Here is a 15947-nt window from a genome sequence, read left to right on the forward strand (position 1 = left end):
GGGGGGTCCGTGCGGGGCGAGGGGTCGGCGCGGGGCGAGGGGGCGGTGCGCGACGAGGCCGAGGTCGCGCGGTACATCGAGCGCTTCGCGGGCGAGTTGGCCGACGCCGGCATGCAACGGATGGCCGCACGGGTGTTCGTCGCGCTGCTCGCGGCCGACTCGGCGAGTATGACCTCCGCCGAACTCGCCGAGTCGTTGCAGATCAGTCCGGCCGCGGTGTCGTCGGCGATCGCCTACCTGTCGCAGATCAGGATGGTCCACCGCGAACGCGAACCCGGCTCGCGCCGGGACCGCTACCGGTTGCACAACGAGCTCTGGTACGAGACCTACAGCGAACGCGACAAACTCCTGGCCCGCTTCGAGATCGTCCTGCGCGAGGGCGCACAGGCCCTCGGGCCGAACACCCCGGCAGGCATCCGGGCCCAGGAATCAGCCGAGTTCTTCGCCTTCCTCCAGGCGGAGTTCGTCGGAATCATGGAACGCTGGCGCAACCGGGAACGCTGACCGACCGACTCGGCCCGGCCGGCGTTCGAGGCCGCCGGAGCGGCAGGCCGGACCGCTTCGGGCCGGCCCGCGTTCGAGGCCGAACTGGCCGAAGCCCCTATCGCGTGCCGGGCGCGATCGGCACGTTGGGACACTGCGCGCCCAGCCGCTGGAGCGTGCCGAGTTCGGTGGTGTCCACCGTCAGGTCGTACTTCGTCTTCACCGTCACCCAGTCCGTCAGGTACGCACAGCGGGCCCCCTCGTACGGCGGCAGCCAAGTCCCCGGATCCTGATCGGCCTTCGAGCGGTTGTACTTGGCGGTCACCGCGACCAGCGCCCGAGGCTGGTCGAGATCGTTCGCGTACTGCTCACGCTCCTTGGACGTCCATCCGGACGCGCCCGAGTCCCACGCCTCGGCCAACGGCACCATGTGGTCGATGTCCAGGCCGGACGCGCCCTCGACGTAGGCGTCCTCGTAGTACGAGTACCAACGACCGCCGGTGAGTGCGCACTTGGCGCCGATCTCCGGTGGGGTGACGGCCTCCTCGATGAGAACCTCGGCGCGCGTCGAACACCCGTCCCGATCCGCGTCGACCCAGTGCCGGAACGCGTCCCGGTCGTAGCCGGAGCGATCCTCGTCGGCCACCCGCAGACCCGCAATCGCGTCCCGGAGCGGAATCCGCACGCCGGTTTCGGTCGTACCCGTCGTCTGCGCCGGTCGGACCGGTGCCCCCGCCGCGTTCGTCGCCGGCGCGAACAGCAGCGCGCCCATGCTCGTTGCCGCCACCAGCAGCGAGGCGGTCCGACGTCCCACCGTGATTCCCGTGTGCATCATTGCGTTTGCCCCAGAGTCGCCGTGACAGGTCCGCTCCTGTTGTAGCGATGTGCCCGAGCGAGATCGACAACGGCGCAGTTGTGCCACTCGAAAGAGTGGTCCTGCGTGGGCATTTGCCGGGCAGCCCGCCGCGGGGCCGCTCTGCGTGGCGCTTCGCGAAGGTGGACGCCGGCGACATCGTGGGGGTCGACGAGAAGGGTGTTGGTTGGAACGGCAGCGTCGAGTGTTCGAGGCGGACCCGCGGCCCCCCTTCGGTGTGACGAGGGGCGGCCTTACCTGCGTCGAAGTGCGCGCGGCCTCTTCGAGACTCACCGGGGGCGACCCGGTTGCTCAAGTGCCCGGCGCTGCCCTGAGCCCGGAGGATAGTCGTGTACTCAGCGCCAACATCGAGCGAGGACTGGACTGAGATGGACAACGTGAACACGGCCGGCCCGGAAGTTCTCGAGTGGCGCAGGAGCACCTACTCGAACAACGCGGGTGACTGCGTCGAGACCGCCCCGACCGCCACGGCTGTCGCCGTGCGGGACAGCAAGGACCTCACCGTCGGCAACTTCGCTGTCCCCAACCACTCCTGGACCCGGCTGACGGAAGCGTTCAAGCGCTGATTCGGTCGACACGACGAGTCGGGGGGAAGCACAGGCGGGCTTCCCCCCGACGCTTCCCGCAGGGTTACCAGGGCACTTCCCCGTTTTCGTCCTGGAAGGTTCCCGTCGGGCCGTCCGCGTCGAGAGTTGCGAGCCGTACGACAATCCTGGCGCTCTCCTCCGGCGCCCTTCCGATTCCGAATGCCGCGGTCAGGTCGGTTGCGGTGGTGCCGGGCTCGACCGCGTTGAACTTGATGCCCGGCTGGGACTTGGCGTACTGGACCGTGAGCATGGTGGCCGCGGCCTTGGACGCGGAGTAGAGAGCCAACGGCAAGTGGAACTCGGGCCGGTCCGGGTTGGTCACTGCCCAGAAGGACCCGGCACTGCTCGAAACGGTGACCACGGTCGGGTTCGGGGATTTGCGCAGCAGGGGAAGTGCCGCCTCCGTGACGCGCACGATTCCCACCGCGTTGGTGTCGAAGGCCCGGAGAGCCGTGGGACCGTCGGTTGCTCCGTGCCCGAGGATGCCCGCGTTGTTCACCAGGACGTCGAGTCGGCCCTCGGCCGAGTCGATCGTCGCCATCGCGCCGCGCACCGATGCGTCGTCGGTCACGTCGAGTTGCACGAATCGTGCGCCGAGTGCCGCCGCGGCCTTCTCGCCTCGCTCGACGTCACGGGCGCCTATGTAGACAACGTGGCCCAACGCCAGAAGCTGCCTGGCTGTCTCGAAGCCGATGCCCTTATTGGCCCCGGTGATCAAGGTGGTGGTCATACATATCCTCACGAGTTTGTGGCCCGGCCATGAGTGGCGTTCGGACTGTTCTTCGAGTCGCAGGTGCTGATCCCGGAGGTCAGCCGGTCGGCTGCCGGAGAGGTTCGCCGGCGTCGTGCAGGGCGGTCATGCGCACGAACCGTCCGTTGCGGATGCGGAGATGAGTCGCGCCCTCGACTTCCGCATCGATCGATGCGGAAGTCGAACGTAGCACTTCTGTAGCGATCGATGCGGAAGGGGTAGGCTGTCGAGGTGGAGACGAAACAGAACGGCCCGATCGGCCGACCGCGAGGGTTCGACGTCGACGAAGCACTCGAGCGCGCCATGCTGGTCTTCTGGGAGCACGGCTACGAGGGGGCCAGCCTGGCCACCCTGACCGACGCGATGGGTATCTCCACCACCAGCATGTACGCGGCCTTCGGCAACAAGGAGAAGCTGTTCCGCAAGGCTCTGGAGCGCTACACCGAGGGCCCGAGCGCCTACCTGGCCCGGGCCCTGGAGGAGCCGACCGCCCTCGACGTCGCCACCGCGATCCTGGCCGGCACCGTGCGTACCACCACCCGCCCGGCTCACCCTCACGGGTGTCTGGGCGTCCAGGGCGCACTGGCCGCCGGTGAGTCGGGGCGAGAGGTCCGTGAACTACTCGTCGCGTGGCGTAACAACGGCTGCTCCTGCATCCGGGAGCGGTTTCAGCGAGCCGTCGATGACGGCGACCTGCCCCCGGGAACCGATCCGGGCCTCCTGGCCCGCTACGTCACCACCTTGGCATTCGGCATCGCCGTACAAGCCGCGAGCGGTATCGGCCGCGACGAACTCCAAGAGATGGCCGACGCCGCCCTGCGCAACTGGCCGCTCTCCTGAGCGGGCATTCGACGGCCGTTACCGCGTCACGTCCATGCCGGATGTCTCAAGTGGTCAGGCCGGCGCCGAGCAGCCAGATGTGTTCGCAAGTGGCTGATGCCTTCCGGAACTTCCCGCGGGCGGGACTCCTGCGAAGCAGGGCGCCGCGGGTGATCCCGGCGCCCTGGGCGATGTCGCCGACGGCCATGGCGTCGTCGCCCTTGCCCGAGCAGGGCCGCTCCACCGCGCTGTCCACCTTCGCTACCGACACCGCGGCCGCTATCCGCCCCCCGATGCTCGGGGCCACTGCCACCGCCACCGCCACCGCACCGGGGCCGTGCGGTGGCAGCGGACATCGAGTTCGCCTCCGTCACCCGCTTCACGCTTGAGCGATGAGTTCGGGCGGCGGATCGGGTCTGCCTTGGTATGACTCGAATCATCGCCGACATCTCGGTCTCTCTCGACGGCTTCGTCACCGGGCCCGACCCCGGCCCGGACAACGGTCTGGGGACCGGCGGCGAGGCTCTGCACACGTGGGCGTTCTCCGACGACCCCGACGACCGCCGGGTCCTGCGCGAGGGGACCGGCCGTTCGGGCGCCGTCGTCCTCGGCCGCCGGCTCTTCGACTTGGTCGACGGGCCGGACGGCTGGGACGACACGTGCGGTTACGGCGCCGGCGAGGTCGGCAGGCCCGCGTTCGTCGTGGTGACGAGCTCGCCGCCGGAGTCGGTGCGGACATCCGACCTCGACTGGACGTTCGTCACCACCGGTCTGCCCGACGCCGTCACCGCCGCGCGCAAGCGGGCCGAGGCGGCGTCGTCGGACAGTGGCAAGGACCTCGACGTCGTCCTCATGGGCGGCGGCGCCACGATCGGCTCGGCGTTCGACGCCGGGCTGGTCGACGCGCTGACGCTGCACCTGGCGCCCGTCGTGCTGGGCGCCGGGACACCACTGTTCACCGGCGGAGTGCCGCGCACGCTGGTGCAGCGGAGCGTGATCCCGACATCGACCGCGACCCACCTGACCTACGACGTCTCCGGGTGATCCGATGACCACTGTCAACGCCAATGACATCGCCTTGGGCATCGAGTCGTTCGGCGACGAAGACGCGCCACTCGTCCTGCTCGCGGGCGGGACGACGATGCTCTCCTGGCCCGACGCGCTGTGCGAGCGCCTCGCCGCCGGCGGGCGCCGTGTGGTGCGCTACGACCTGCGCGACAGCGGGGAGTCGACGACGAAGGACCCACAGGCGCCCGCCTACACCCTGCGCAGCCTCGCCGCCGACGCGGCGGCCCTTGTCGGCGCGCTCGGCGGGGGACCTGCGCACCTCGCGGGAATCGGCGTCGGCGGGATGGTCGCCCAGGTGGCCGTGCTCGACCACCCGGGCGCGTTCTCGGCGCTCACCCTGGTCGGCACCCGCGCGGTTGCCCCCGGCCCGCCCGACGACGACCTCCCCGACCACGACCAGGCGACGATGAGCCGGTTGTTCGCGCGTTCGATGCCCGATTGGAGCGACCGCGAGGCGGTAGCGGAATTCGCCGCCGCCGGCGCGGAGATCCTCGGCAACGACCCCGTCGCCGCCCGCGCAATCGCCGCGCGTATCTGGGACCGCACGCAGGGCACCGCACCACCGGTCCAGATGGCCAACCAGATGGGCATGGTGTTCGCCGGGCTCGACTGCAAACCCCGCTGGCGCGAGCGCCTGCCCGAGATCGAGGTCCCCACCCTCGTCGTCCACGGCCGCCGCGACCCGTTCTTCCCCGTCGGCAACGGCGAGGCGATCGCGCGCGAAATCCCCGGCGCACGGCTGCTCGTCCTCGACAAGGCCGCCACCGCAATCCCCGAAGCCGCGATCGACGAGGTCACCGAGGCGATGCTCGCACTCGGCTAGAGGACGGCGGACGCCGCGCGGGCGCATCCTGCACGCAGCAGCAGTTCCGGTCGGAGGCCGGATACGGCCGGGTAGGCGGCCAAGGCCGCCCCTCCTGCCTGCCGCCACTCGTGGGTCGTGCGACGATCCTGGTCATGCACAGGCTCGGTACTTCCCTTCCACGGCGCCGTTTCAGCGCGGGCGGGCTGCCTGGAGTGGCGGCGGGCCACCCGCCTTCAGCGGTCGCCGTGTTGGTGGCGCTGCTGGATCGCTCGCTGGTGCAGATCGCTGCCGCCGCCGCGGACGCCCGGTGCTTCGACCGGGAGACGATCCGCGTGGCAGCGGACGTATGGGACAACAACACCTTCCCGCTGTTTTGGGCGGTCACAGCCGGCACGCGAGGCGGCCGTGAGCGTCGTGCCATGGCGGCGTTGGAATGGATGGCCGGCTTCGGTGAGGAGAGACGGGCCTGGATGCTCGAACAGGCCTCGGTCGCCGGACACTCCTTGGACTGGTTGCCGGCGCCCGCGACGCCGTACGCGCCGGGTCGGGACTATCTGGGACGGGTGATGGCCCCGGTAACGGCCGTAACGGCGCAGATCGCAGGGAGTCTGGCCGCCGACTACGACCTGCCGTCGGCCGAGGTGCGGCACTTGCGGGTCGAGCGGGCCGGCAACCGTCTCGACGGCGCTCTCGTACTGGCTGTCGCTCGTTCCTATTCCGTCGACGACGGCACCGCTCCCGACACCGCGACACTGGACATCCGGCTGCGCGACGTCACCGAGATTCGCTTCGATTCCCACGACGCCCGGGGCGCCGCCTTTCGAGCGGAACCGGACGGAGTGTCGATCGACCTTGGAGCCCGCGGCGCGCTGAGCGCGGCGTCGGCCGACGTCCGCCCGGACGACCGCTGGTGGCACCTGTCCGCAGCCGGACGCCGGGCCGACACGAGCACACCGCCCCGCGACGGCCGGCCATCCCGTGCCGGTTCTCCGCAGAGGGGACGCCTGGGCGACAACGCCGTCGCCGCGGCGACCCTCCTCCACCGCGCGATGCTGGACATTCGTATGGTCCGGTATGCCGAGGACGCGCACCGGGTCCCCGTGCTCGATATCCACGCTGCTTTCGCCGGAGCAGGCGAGGCAGTCCTCGCCGCGGGCGCGCACCTCGTGCCCCACCGCCGGGAAGCCGCCTTCCGCCGACTGATCGAGACCTGGGCGCGGCGCGGCGGGCCGGATCTCGCCGACTGGTTCGCCGCGATGCTGCCGGAGACGGCCCACCAACCGGAGTTCCTTCCCGGCCTCCGTGACCAGGCCCGAGCAAATCCGGCCGCCGACGCACCACCGGCCCCGGCCCCGGGTCCGTCGGCGTTGTCCGATGCACCGCAGGTCGAGCTCCGACTGGCTTCCTTTTCCGCGGCACACACGCGTTACGACACCAGCCAGAGTGCCTTCGCCCTCGTACATCTGGCTTTGCCGCCCCGCTCCGAAAGCGCCCCGGACATCCCCTGGCGTCTACGCGCCGTCCGGGGCGCCGACCCCGCCCGCTTTCGGTTGCAGACCGAGGCGTTCCGGGGCACGAGCCGGCCCCTCGTCACAGTCGACGACAATGCGGCCCGCCACTTCCTCCTGCACGACGGAGCACTCGACATCACGAGCGCGGAGAACCGGCACCACGAACCGTCGTGAGCACGTCGGCCTGTACCAGCCTGAGCATGTAGCCCTGTATGCGGACAACATGACGCTTCACGACCCCCTTGTCGTGGTCCGAGTGCCCGACCGACCGCAGGTGGAAAAGGTCGCCTGGTTCTCCGGAGGGACGTAGCGTTGGGGTGCGGGGGAGTTTTCACATATCTGCGAGGCGTCGGCGGTTGGTCGTTCGACGCTCGGCCGCGATCGACGCCTCCCGAGTGGAGGAGGAGACCATGACCGGTCTCGTCCGTAAGAATTTCGCATCGCCCGAGGAAACACGTCCGTTCGAAGCGGACAAGGGCAAGGTCGATCTGGTTTCCCTGAATGCCATTCCGGTGGGTCGGGGCACGTTCGAACCGGGCTGGCGCTGGTCGGAGCACGTGAAGCCGATCGCCGGGACCGACAGTTGTCAGGCGTCGCATGTCGGCTTGACGCTCTCCGGACGGATGCACATCGTCATGGACGACGGTGAGGAGATGGAGTTCGGAGCCGGAGACCTGATGGTCTGCCCGCCCGGACACGACGCGTGGGTCGTCGGTGACGAGCCGTGCGTGGTGCTCGACTGGGCCGGCTTCGGCGACTACGCCAAGCGATAGTGCGTATCGAACGCCAGGGCCGGGTGGCTTGGGCGGAAGGTTACGTCATGCCTCGGCGTGGAGTTCCGTGAAGTACTGGGCCACCGCTTGGCCGGCCGCGGTGACGAGGTCGGTTTCGACTTGGCCTTCGGCGAGGCCGTCGGGGTCCGGCTTGAGGATGTACGCGGTGAGCCCGTCCGTGCCGACCTGGTCCATCTCGGTACGGACGGCCCCGACCAAGGCGTGGTCGACGTGGGCCTGTTCCAGGGCGGTCATCGCCGCCCCGCCGACGTCGACGCGACCGTCGACGATGTGGGTCACCGTGGTCTGGAAGTCGGTGATGGCACCGATCGTCTCGTTGCCGACCAGGCCGTCGAGACCGATCAGGCCGCGGCCGTTGTTGCCACGCCAGTCGTTGAGCAGGGCCTGGACGTAGCGTGTGTCCTGTGTGCCGTTGCCGCCTCCGTTGCCGACGCTGTCTTCCAGCGGCGAGTTCTCGGCCAGAACGACGACGCCGCCCGCGACCGGGACGAACAGGCTCAGTACCGCGAGCACGGCCAACTTGATGAGTGCCTTGACGAAGACCTCGGCCAGGAGTTGGCCGGTGACCTTCACGCAGACCTCGTAGACGAGAAGCCCCTCCTCCTCGCGGAAGAAGTGGAAGAAGACCTGCACCGGCGACCCGAACCAGGTGCCGTCCCACAGGAGGATGCTCCGGTCCGGGTCGAAGAGTGTGCCGCGGTCGTACTTCATCGTCGGCACCGAGGTGGTGCGCAGGAAGTCCACCATGGCCTGGAAGGCATTCAGTTTGACCCGGCCCTTGCTCTTGCTCGACTGGGAGTTCGGCTTCACCTCGTAGAACTCCCGCCGTCCGGCGGCCGGATCGTGGGTGATGATGTCCGGTACCGGGAACTTCTCCCCTTCGTCGTCGTCATCGCGCTTGCGGATCTCGCACGTCTGCGCCACGAAGATCTCGTCCAGCGCAGGGTGGTGGAACTTCAGGAAGGCGGCGAGGTAGCGGCAGCGGGTGGTGCCGGCGTTCTCGTCGAAGAAGTCCGTCTGCGGCCCACCGGGCAGCGTGAGGAATTCGCTGCATCCGCCTTTGGCCAGGCAGTACTCCTGCCTGATGAACCACTCGGCGATTCGCCCGAACACCTGCGTGAGGCGGATGTGGACGCCTGCCTGCGAAGGCGTGAAGCACTGCTGGACCATGGCCGGGCTACCTTTCGCGCGAGCGCCCCGCAGCCGAGGAGCCGGCCGTCGAAGGGCACGAGTGACCGCTCTTCCAGCACACGCCCGTCGTGCCTCGGTCGCAACCCGACGCACGGTGTGCGCCGGCCCGCTCGGCGTTCGTGTCGAAGCGGGCCGGCTGCGGCGGCGCGCAGCCGTGACGGGCCCCGGCCGGCCCGACCGCGACGAGGTCGGGCCGGCCGGGGGGCGGTCACGCGTCGTGGTTGCTTTGCAGGGCCTCGATCAGCCATGGATGGATCGGGAGCAGGGCCGGGATCAGCTGCCAACCCCTGACGATCCATACGAGCCGCCAGTAGCGGTCCACCCGGGGGTCGTGGGCGGGCTTGAACTGCCGGGCCAGCCACGTGCGGAAGGCCTGGTCGGGGGTTCGGCCGAGGGCTTCGGCGAATCGGCGTACCAGGTCGTCGACGATGGGTGCGGCCTGTTCGTCGGCCGGTTCGATGCCCGCCTCCCTGGCCGCGGCGACCCTCCGGCGGGTGAACTGCATCAGTTCGTCTCCGGCTTCGGTCTCGATGTCGAGCGTGCGTCGGCCTGCCTGGTAGGGGGCCGCCCGCCGCATTCGGGCCCGGAAGTCCGCGTCGCCGACCAGTTCGGCGATCTCCACCCATGCGGCGACCTGTTCGGGGGACGGGTCGTCAAGGAGGTCGGGCGTGGCGGAGCGGACCATCGCCTCGACCACCGGGTCGGCGCCCACCGCCTCCGTGCCGAACGTGTCGTCCAGGAAATCATCGATCAGGCGGCGGCGTTCGTCACCCGACAGCTGCGTGAGTCGGTGCATGAGATTGGTCTCCTCGGGACTGGACCCGCGCGTGGCCACGACTCGCAGGACACTCCGACGCAGTTGCAGGATTCGAATCTGCACGTCCACCGCGTCGGCATGCGCCGCGGCGACGTCCGCCACCGTGCGTTCGCGGTTCAGCACCTGTCGTACCGTGGCGAGGTCCATGCCCAACTCGCGCAAGGTGCGTACGAGTTCCAGTCGCAGCAGGGCGTCGAGGTCGTAGAGCCGATATCCGGCGGGAGTTCGGTCGGTCGGTACCACCACGCCCGAATCGGAGTAGAACCGGATCGTCGTGACCGACAAGCCGGTCCGTCGGGAAAGCTCCCCGATCGAGTAGAGAGTCGCACCGTCCATGCCCCTACCCTCCTGTCTCGAGCCACTGGAGAGTCAAGCGGCGCAGCCCGCCTCGGGACCCTTTCTCGGCAGTCGCAGAGCAGTATCGGGTTGTCGACGGCGAGCAACGAGACGTGCCACTCCATCGAGCAGCCACCCGAGGTCGGGTATGGCCACGACACCGGCATTCCTTCGTCCACGGCGTCGACGGGCGTGGGGAGTTCAGCGCAGGATCTCGGCGATCGCCTTGACCACGGCGATGACGACGGGGAGGGCGAGCAGGATGCCGAAGACGAGCGCGATGGGCAATGTGCCGTACAACCGGCCGCGTTCGTCACCGATCCGCACCCGTGTCTCCGGCGCCTACGGGTCATAGCGGACGTCCACCAGGTCCCCGACCGCGGTCGTTTGCGGCGCGTGGAGCGGCACGCCGGCGGTTACCGTACGGCCGTCGACCGTGGTGAACCGCTGGCTCCACACGCGGTAACGACGGTTGGACACCCTGCCGCTTCTGATCGGGACCCGCACGGTGACTCCGCGTTTACGCAGGTGGTAGCGGTCACGCGTGGTGTCCGCAAAGAACGACAGGGAGAGGAAGGACAGGAGGCTGAGGCATCCTGCGAGGGTCAACTCGACGGTGTGTCCTCCGCCGGCCGTGACCCCGAGTGTGATCAGGATCGCGAAGTACGGCACCAGGCAGAGGATGACGCGCACTCGGCGCCCGGAGACGTCCGGCCTCCATGCGGGCACCGTCTCGACGGAGACCGCGGGAGTGGCCGGCCCGGGCGTGCCCGCGGCCGCGACGCGCCGGCGCAGTCCGTCGGCGAACGCGGTCGACGCGGCCGCGTTGTCCTCGGGGGTGCGGTACTGCGTTCCCTCGTGGAGGGTGATGCACACGTCTCGTGAGGGTTCCACCAGGACTGCACGAACATGTGCGTACGGAACGCGAGTTCGCGTTCGCCCCCTGACGAGAACGAGTCCTGCGTGTTCCAACCGCGCGGCCGATCCGCCCGACCCGAGCACCACGTCCACGTCCTGAACCCCTGGCATGACATCTCCCCCCTCGGGCGCCGACGGTAACGCGGTCCCCACCGGTTCGTCGGTGCTCCTCGGAAGAAGGTACTCGGTGTCCACCGACTACCGGACCGCATGTCGATGCCTGTCGGGCCCGCTGCGCGGCGAGGCGCCGTCGAGGACGACGTCCACGGTGCGGAACGCGAAGGCCCCGAGGGTCGCACCGAGGAGCGCGCCCGTCGTTGATCCGGAGGAGGCCCGGTCAGCCGGAGAGTGGGGCCTGAGTGCCGTAGGTGCGCTGCGCCGCCTTCACCTCGGCGTCCGACCGGGCGACCAATTGCTCGATCCGCTTGCCGTTCCTTCGGAGGAAGACCTTTTGGCTCTCCAGGGCCAGCGGCTCCAGGACGGCCATCACCGGCCGTGCGCACTCGGCGAAGACCGGCGCCCAGCGCTCGTTGTTCTCGGTGATCGCGGCGGGCGAGGCGGCATGGGTGTTCATCCCGTCCTCCCAGGCCAGGAACTTTCCGAACGCGTCGAGCGAGGACGTCACGGGTATCTGCTCGGCGGGCGCGCCGGCTTCGACCATGCAGGCGCGGAACCCGGGCAGGGTGGCCCGTACTTGCGATGAGGCCTGGATCGTGCGCATGCCCGTCCACCACCGGTCGGCCAGGTCGGTGGACGTGCCCGGCACCTTGAACAGGGCGCCGGCGACCGGCCGGCACCTGTCGCGGGCCGCCGTTCGCAGGGGGTCCTCCGCCTTGCCGGGAAAGTCGACGGATATCGGCGGCACGAACGCCTTCGTGGCGGCGATCCGGTCCAGGTCGGGGAAGTCGACGGTGTTGACGGTCATCAGCACGTCGTACCCGGAGGCCGGGTCCGGCGTGAAGCCCGCCTCGGTCATGCAGCGTGCGAGAGCCGTCGCCTGCAGGGCCTGCCGCAACCGGGTGTACCGCACGCCGTCGTTGAACTGGGCGGAACTGGCGGGGAAGAGGCTGTGCAGCGCCTGGACGCCGACGACGGCGTCGGGGGAGAAGGTCGGGTCGGCTGACGGGCCGTCGGCGCCGGACGGACCGCAGGCGCCGAGCACGCCCAGAGCCGCGGCCGCTCCGACCAACCGGAGCCCCCCGCGCAGGAGGTGGGTGGGCATGTGCGCGGGACGCCTACAGGTTGACGTGGACGTTGTACCCGGCGCCGCCGTCACCACTGATGACGATCATGTTCGTGCCGGTCGACACGTTGGTCATGATCGGCTGGCACCAGTTCGAGTTCGCGTTGTGCCACTGGGCCCGCGTGTTGGACATGTGCGGGTTGCCCCAACTGTCCCAGTAGGCCGCGCCGTAGGACGCGGAGTGGTCCACCCACGTCAGGTTGAAGTCGTTGCAGCCGGGCGGCTGCTTGGTGAACACCGTCTTGACGTTGGTCGGCTGGCTGCTCAATCCGGCCTTGTACGTACCGCAGTACCCACCGGGCGTCGCGCTCGCGACACCGGGCGCGACAGCCAGGGTGGACGCGCCGATGCCCGCGGCCGCAACCGCCAGGAGCGCGCGGCGGCGTGCTCGGTTCTTCGCCATGAGTCTCATCTCTTTCTCTGCTCGGGTACGGGCTCGCGCCCGTGGAGAGGGAAGGTGATGCCTCGCGACAACGTCACCGACGCTGCCGTTCCCCCGAAGCGATCCGATCCTCCTGTCGCCGTGGCTCTCCGGTATTGGATAAATCCGACGCGGTGGACGCGGTCGCGGCAGCGGAGGAACAACTTCCCGCCACGCGGCGGGGCCGGCGCACCGCGGTACCCGATGCCCGGGCCGGTGGACACGGAGGATGTACGGCCCGACTACCGAGGCACCTTCGACGCGGGGCGACGCGCGCCCGGGGCGGTGGCGGTGCCGTCGAGGACGATGTCCACCGTGCGGGACGCGAAGTCCGGGTCGGCCGGGAGGCGGCGGAAGACCAGGTGCAGCCAGGCGGCACCGGCCAGGAGGTCCATCAGGAGCATCGGGTCGGCGTCGGGGGCGAGTTCGCCTCGGGCGACGGCGCGTTCGAAGAGGGGTCGTTCGCGGGCCAGTCGGTCGGCGAAGAACGCCCGTGTGTGCTCGGCGAGTTCGGGACTGTGGGTGACCGCGCCGAGGGCGGCGACGGCGATGTCGGCGGTGGGTGGGGCGGTCAGCAGCCCGACGATCCCGTCGGTGAGGGCGATCAGGTCGCCGCGGAGGCTGCCGGTGTCGGGCAGCGGGAAGTCGAGCCGACCGGCGCCGGTGAGGGCGGCGCCGAGCAGGGCGCCCTTGGACGGCCACCAGCGGTAGATCGTGGTCTTGTTGACGCCGGATCGTTCGGCGACGCCCTCGATGGTCAGGCCCTCGTACCCCTTGTCCGCGAGCAGGTCGAGGGTGGCGTCGAAGATCTCCCGGGACTTGCGTGGCCCGCTCCCGGTGCGCACGCCGCTCCCGCGGTTGGCGTCGCCGGTGTCTCGGTCGGCCGAACCGTCGCCGCCCGTGACGGCGGGACTCGTGGCAGCGGGGTCCGCCGTGTGCTGCTCGTTCTTCATGCCGGGAGATTACCTCGAAATACAACGCGACGTTGCGTTGCGTTCGGTGTTAGCGTGGCGGGCATGGAGCCTCAGGAGCACGAATCCGGCCCGCCGGCGACGAGTGGGCGCGTCTGGGAGATCGAGGAGTCGTTGACCGTGCCGCTTCCTCCGGAGGCGGTCTATGCGGTGGTCGCCGATGTGCGGCGGATGAAGGAATGGAGCCCGGAAGTCTTTGCGATCCGGCCCCGCGGCCGAAGCTTCGTCGGCTTCAACCGCCGGGGCCCGTGGGTCTGGTTCACCACGTGCCGGATCGTGACGGCCGACCCGGGCCGGGAGTTCGCCTTCGACGTCACCTCGTTCGGCCTGCCGATCGCCCGTTGGGGCTACCGCCTGACGCCGGCGGAGGAGGGGACGGTGGTGACCGAGTACTGGAACGATCTTCGCCGCGACGGGTGGCGCCGTCGGGTCGCCGAGGTGCTCGGCCTGGTCTTCACCGGCACCCCGCCCGCGCAGCGTGCCGCGCGCAATCGCCACGGCATGCGCACGACGCTGGTTCGGCTCAGGGCCGCGTGCGGAGGAGCCCCCTGACCCGCCGGGGGGCCGGCCCGGCTACCGCGCCGCGTACGGGTGGTACAGGGCCCGGCAGCGGGCCGGATCCGGCGACGCCTCGGCCGTGACGGTGAGGAAGTGGTCGAGCTGCCAGGCCCGGGTCCGGTCGGCCTGCCGGTTGGTGGTGCTCACCCACGGCGGGTAGACGCGGAAGCCGCGCTTGCCGCCACCGCCCCGCACCGAGAGGATGCCGCGCTCGCGCAGGACCGCCTTCGGGAAGACGAACTGCCCGAAGTGTTCGCCCTGCCGGGAGCTGATCACCACCAGGTCGAGCCGATCCTCGGCGGCGAGCGGCTCGATCGGGCCGGCCGCCGAGCGCTGCCACAGGGTGACGAACTGGCCGACCTTGGTCGGAGTGGTCCCGGCGATCCGGAAACGCACCTCGGCACCGTCGACGGTGAACACGTGGGCCCCGTACTCCGCGCTCTCCGGCTCGGCCACCGGCGTCGAGCACACGAACCCGTTCGGGTCGTAGACCAGGGCCTTCGCCGCGAGCAGGTCGGCGGGCAGCGACACCGGCCAGGGGACGCCTGCGGACTCGGGCCGGGATCGGGACCCGGAACCGGGCTCGAACCGGGACCCGGAACCGGACTCGGACCCACTCCCGGACCCGGCGACGTCGCAATGGTCGGGGTTCGTGGTCATTCCGGCATCCTGCCGGCATCGGCCCGCGAAGCCGGCGGCGGCACCCCGCGCGGTCGGCCGCGGTCGCCCGCCCGGCCCCGCACGGTGTGATGCCCGGCAGGCCATCCTGCGGCCTACCGGGCATCACAATCGGGGAAGTCGGGGACCAACTTACGTGCGGATCAACTCAGCAGGCGCCGAGGTCGACCCACACTCCCCACTGACCGGTGGTCCCGGGTTCCTCGCCCTGGGTCCACCACTTGGCGCGGTAGGTGTGGCCGTTGTACGAGACCACACTGCCGTTGGTGTAGATCGAGTTCGCGTCCCACGCGGGCGCGGTGCAACTGCCCGGACCGCTACCGACGGTCAGCGTGTACGTCGTCGAGTGCACGACGGAGCCGGTGCCGGTGATGGTGATCGGGTAGGTGCCCGGAGTGGTGTTCGCGGCGACCGTGATGGTCGCGGTGGCCGACGAGCCGGACTGCACGGACGTCGGGTTGATGCTCACGCCGACGCCGTTCGGGGCGCCGCTCGAGGTCAGCGTCACGGTCTGCGCCGTGCCGCTCACGGTGGTGGTGTTCACCGTCGCGGTGCCCTGGCCGCCGAGCTGGATGGTGCCGGCCGCCGGGACGGTCGTGATGGAGAAGTCGGGGCCGGGCGTGGTGCCGCCGACCGCGGTCTTCCAGATCGCGTAGGCGATACCGTCGGCGCTGCGGTTGAGGACCGTGGCGTCGACGTTGGACGTGGTGTCACACGCGGAGTGGTAGCAGGAGTCGTACGAGGCGCCCGCCGTGCCGCCCCACTTCGTGGCCTGTGCCTGCGTCTTGGTGGCGCTGGCACCGGCCGCGTAGCCGGAGGTGGGGATGCCGGCCTGCTGGAAGGAGTAGTCGTCGGAACGGCCCTGGCCCTCGACGTTCTCCTCGGGACGCAGGTTCAACGTGTCCCAGTACGCCTTCAGCGGTCCGGCGGTGGTGGAGGTGATGTTGTTGATGAAGTAGCCCGCGTTGCGCGAGCCGACCATGTCGAAGTTGTAGTAGCCCTTGATCGCGGCACGCTGCGTGGAGCCGAGCTGGCCCACGTAGAACTGGGAGCCTTGGAGGCCCTGTTCCTCGCCGGCCCACCAGCCGAAGCGGACGTGCTTGGTGAGGGTGGGGTTGGCCT

Annotated in this window: 20 protein-coding genes; 8 read left to right on the forward strand and 12 right to left on the reverse strand. The window is 70.0% G+C overall.

All coding sequences use genetic code 11. The features are described from left to right. Positions 1 to 45 precede the first annotated feature (45 nt). Positions 46 to 504, forward strand: a complete 459-nt coding sequence (locus ACFZBU_RS35480) for a GbsR/MarR family transcriptional regulator (RefSeq protein ID WP_391587841.1) — start codon at positions 46 to 48, stop codon at positions 502 to 504. A gap of 97 nt (positions 505 to 601) precedes the next feature. Here the strand turns inward: ACFZBU_RS35480 and ACFZBU_RS35485 are convergent, their stop codons facing one another. Continuing rightward, complete coding sequence (locus ACFZBU_RS35485) at positions 602 to 1255, reverse strand: HNH endonuclease family protein (RefSeq protein WP_391587866.1); 654 nt, start codon at positions 1253 to 1255, stop codon at positions 602 to 604. Positions 1256 to 1725: 470 nt separating this feature from the next. On the opposite strand from ACFZBU_RS35485, the gene ACFZBU_RS35490 reads away from it, so the two are divergent. After that, positions 1726 to 1923: a DUF397 domain-containing protein gene (locus ACFZBU_RS35490; protein WP_391587842.1), complete on the forward strand. Its 198-nt coding sequence runs from the start codon at positions 1726 to 1728 to the stop codon at positions 1921 to 1923. 64 nt (positions 1924 to 1987) lie between these two features. On the opposite strand, the gene ACFZBU_RS35495 is transcribed toward ACFZBU_RS35490, so the two are convergent. Then, entirely contained in the window at positions 1988 to 2674 is a 687-nt protein-coding gene (locus ACFZBU_RS35495) for an SDR family NAD(P)-dependent oxidoreductase (RefSeq protein WP_391587843.1), read from the reverse strand. 252 nt (positions 2675 to 2926) lie between these two features. Between ACFZBU_RS35495 and ACFZBU_RS35500 the strand changes: the two genes are divergently transcribed. After that, positions 2927 to 3535 carry a TetR/AcrR family transcriptional regulator gene (locus ACFZBU_RS35500; RefSeq protein WP_391587844.1) on the forward strand — a complete coding sequence of 203 codons (609 nt, stop codon included), beginning with the start codon at positions 2927 to 2929 and terminating at the stop codon, positions 3533 to 3535. 46 nt (positions 3536 to 3581) lie between these two features. Here ACFZBU_RS35500 and ACFZBU_RS35505 read toward each other — a convergent pair whose 3' ends face one another. Continuing rightward, complete coding sequence (locus tag ACFZBU_RS35505; protein ID WP_391587845.1) at positions 3582 to 3785, reverse strand: hypothetical protein; 204 nt, start codon at positions 3783 to 3785, stop codon at positions 3582 to 3584. A gap of 155 nt (positions 3786 to 3940) precedes the next feature. Between ACFZBU_RS35505 and ACFZBU_RS35510 the strand changes: the two genes are divergently transcribed. The 4 genes from ACFZBU_RS35510 to ACFZBU_RS35525 all read left to right on the forward strand — a co-directional run bounded on the left by ACFZBU_RS35510 (position 3941) and on the right by ACFZBU_RS35525 (position 7671). Further along, on the forward strand, positions 3941 to 4558 hold the full coding sequence (locus ACFZBU_RS35510; RefSeq protein ID WP_391587846.1) for a dihydrofolate reductase family protein: 618 nt from the start codon (positions 3941 to 3943) through the stop codon (positions 4556 to 4558). Between the two features lie 4 nt (positions 4559 to 4562). Beyond that, entirely contained in the window at positions 4563 to 5405 is an 843-nt protein-coding gene (locus tag ACFZBU_RS35515) for an alpha/beta fold hydrolase (protein ID WP_391587847.1), read from the forward strand. A 134-nt stretch (positions 5406 to 5539) separates the two neighbouring features. Continuing rightward, the gene (locus ACFZBU_RS35520) at positions 5540 to 7072 is read left to right on the forward strand and encodes a hypothetical protein (RefSeq protein ID WP_391587848.1); all 1533 of its coding nucleotides are present in this window, start codon (positions 5540 to 5542) and stop codon (positions 7070 to 7072) included. Positions 7073 to 7308: 236 nt separating this feature from the next. Next, entirely contained in the window at positions 7309 to 7671 is a 363-nt protein-coding gene (locus ACFZBU_RS35525; RefSeq protein ID WP_391587849.1) for a cupin domain-containing protein, read from the forward strand. A gap of 45 nt (positions 7672 to 7716) precedes the next feature. Here the strand turns inward: ACFZBU_RS35525 and ACFZBU_RS35530 are convergent, their stop codons facing one another. The 7 genes from ACFZBU_RS35530 to ACFZBU_RS35560 form a co-directional block, all read right to left on the reverse strand. Continuing rightward, positions 7717 to 8862: a hypothetical protein gene (locus tag ACFZBU_RS35530; RefSeq protein ID WP_391587850.1), complete on the reverse strand. Its 1146-nt coding sequence runs from the start codon at positions 8860 to 8862 to the stop codon at positions 7717 to 7719. Between the two features lie 229 nt (positions 8863 to 9091). Next, a complete protein-coding gene (locus ACFZBU_RS35535) occupies positions 9092 to 10036 on the reverse strand; it encodes a MerR family transcriptional regulator (RefSeq protein WP_391587851.1) in 945 nt (314 codons plus the stop codon). A 201-nt stretch (positions 10037 to 10237) separates the two neighbouring features. Then, positions 10238 to 10363, reverse strand: coding sequence for a hypothetical protein (locus ACFZBU_RS35540; RefSeq protein ID WP_391587852.1), 126 nt, complete (start codon positions 10361 to 10363; stop codon positions 10238 to 10240). Between the two features lie 15 nt (positions 10364 to 10378). Continuing rightward, positions 10379 to 10912: a hypothetical protein gene (locus ACFZBU_RS35545; RefSeq protein WP_391587853.1), complete on the reverse strand. Its 534-nt coding sequence runs from the start codon at positions 10910 to 10912 to the stop codon at positions 10379 to 10381. A 379-nt stretch (positions 10913 to 11291) separates the two neighbouring features. Further along, positions 11292 to 12176, reverse strand: a complete 885-nt coding sequence (locus tag ACFZBU_RS35550; protein ID WP_391587854.1) for a hypothetical protein — start codon at positions 12174 to 12176, stop codon at positions 11292 to 11294. A 13-nt stretch (positions 12177 to 12189) separates the two neighbouring features. Beyond that, on the reverse strand, positions 12190 to 12600 hold the full coding sequence (locus tag ACFZBU_RS35555) for a hypothetical protein (RefSeq protein WP_391587855.1): 411 nt from the start codon (positions 12598 to 12600) through the stop codon (positions 12190 to 12192). Positions 12601 to 12860: 260 nt separating this feature from the next. After that, the gene (locus tag ACFZBU_RS35560) at positions 12861 to 13571 is read right to left on the reverse strand and encodes a TetR/AcrR family transcriptional regulator (RefSeq protein WP_391587856.1); all 711 of its coding nucleotides are present in this window, start codon (positions 13569 to 13571) and stop codon (positions 12861 to 12863) included. 63 nt (positions 13572 to 13634) lie between these two features. On the opposite strand from ACFZBU_RS35560, the gene ACFZBU_RS35565 reads away from it, so the two are divergent. Further along, positions 13635 to 14141: an SRPBCC family protein gene (locus tag ACFZBU_RS35565; RefSeq protein ID WP_391587857.1), complete on the forward strand. Its 507-nt coding sequence runs from the start codon at positions 13635 to 13637 to the stop codon at positions 14139 to 14141. A 21-nt stretch (positions 14142 to 14162) separates the two neighbouring features. Here ACFZBU_RS35565 and ACFZBU_RS35570 read toward each other — a convergent pair whose 3' ends face one another. Then, positions 14163 to 14807, reverse strand: a complete 645-nt coding sequence (locus ACFZBU_RS35570) for a MepB family protein (protein ID WP_391587858.1) — start codon at positions 14805 to 14807, stop codon at positions 14163 to 14165. Between the two features lie 166 nt (positions 14808 to 14973). After that, positions 14974 to 15947 (reverse strand): M28 family peptidase (locus ACFZBU_RS35575; protein WP_391587859.1); only part of this gene is annotated, 974 nt, incomplete at its 5' end.

It is taken from the genome of Embleya sp. NPDC008237 (genome assembly GCF_042956465.1).
In the GTDB taxonomy this organism is placed as follows: Bacteria; Actinomycetota; Actinomycetes; order Streptomycetales; family Streptomycetaceae; genus Embleya.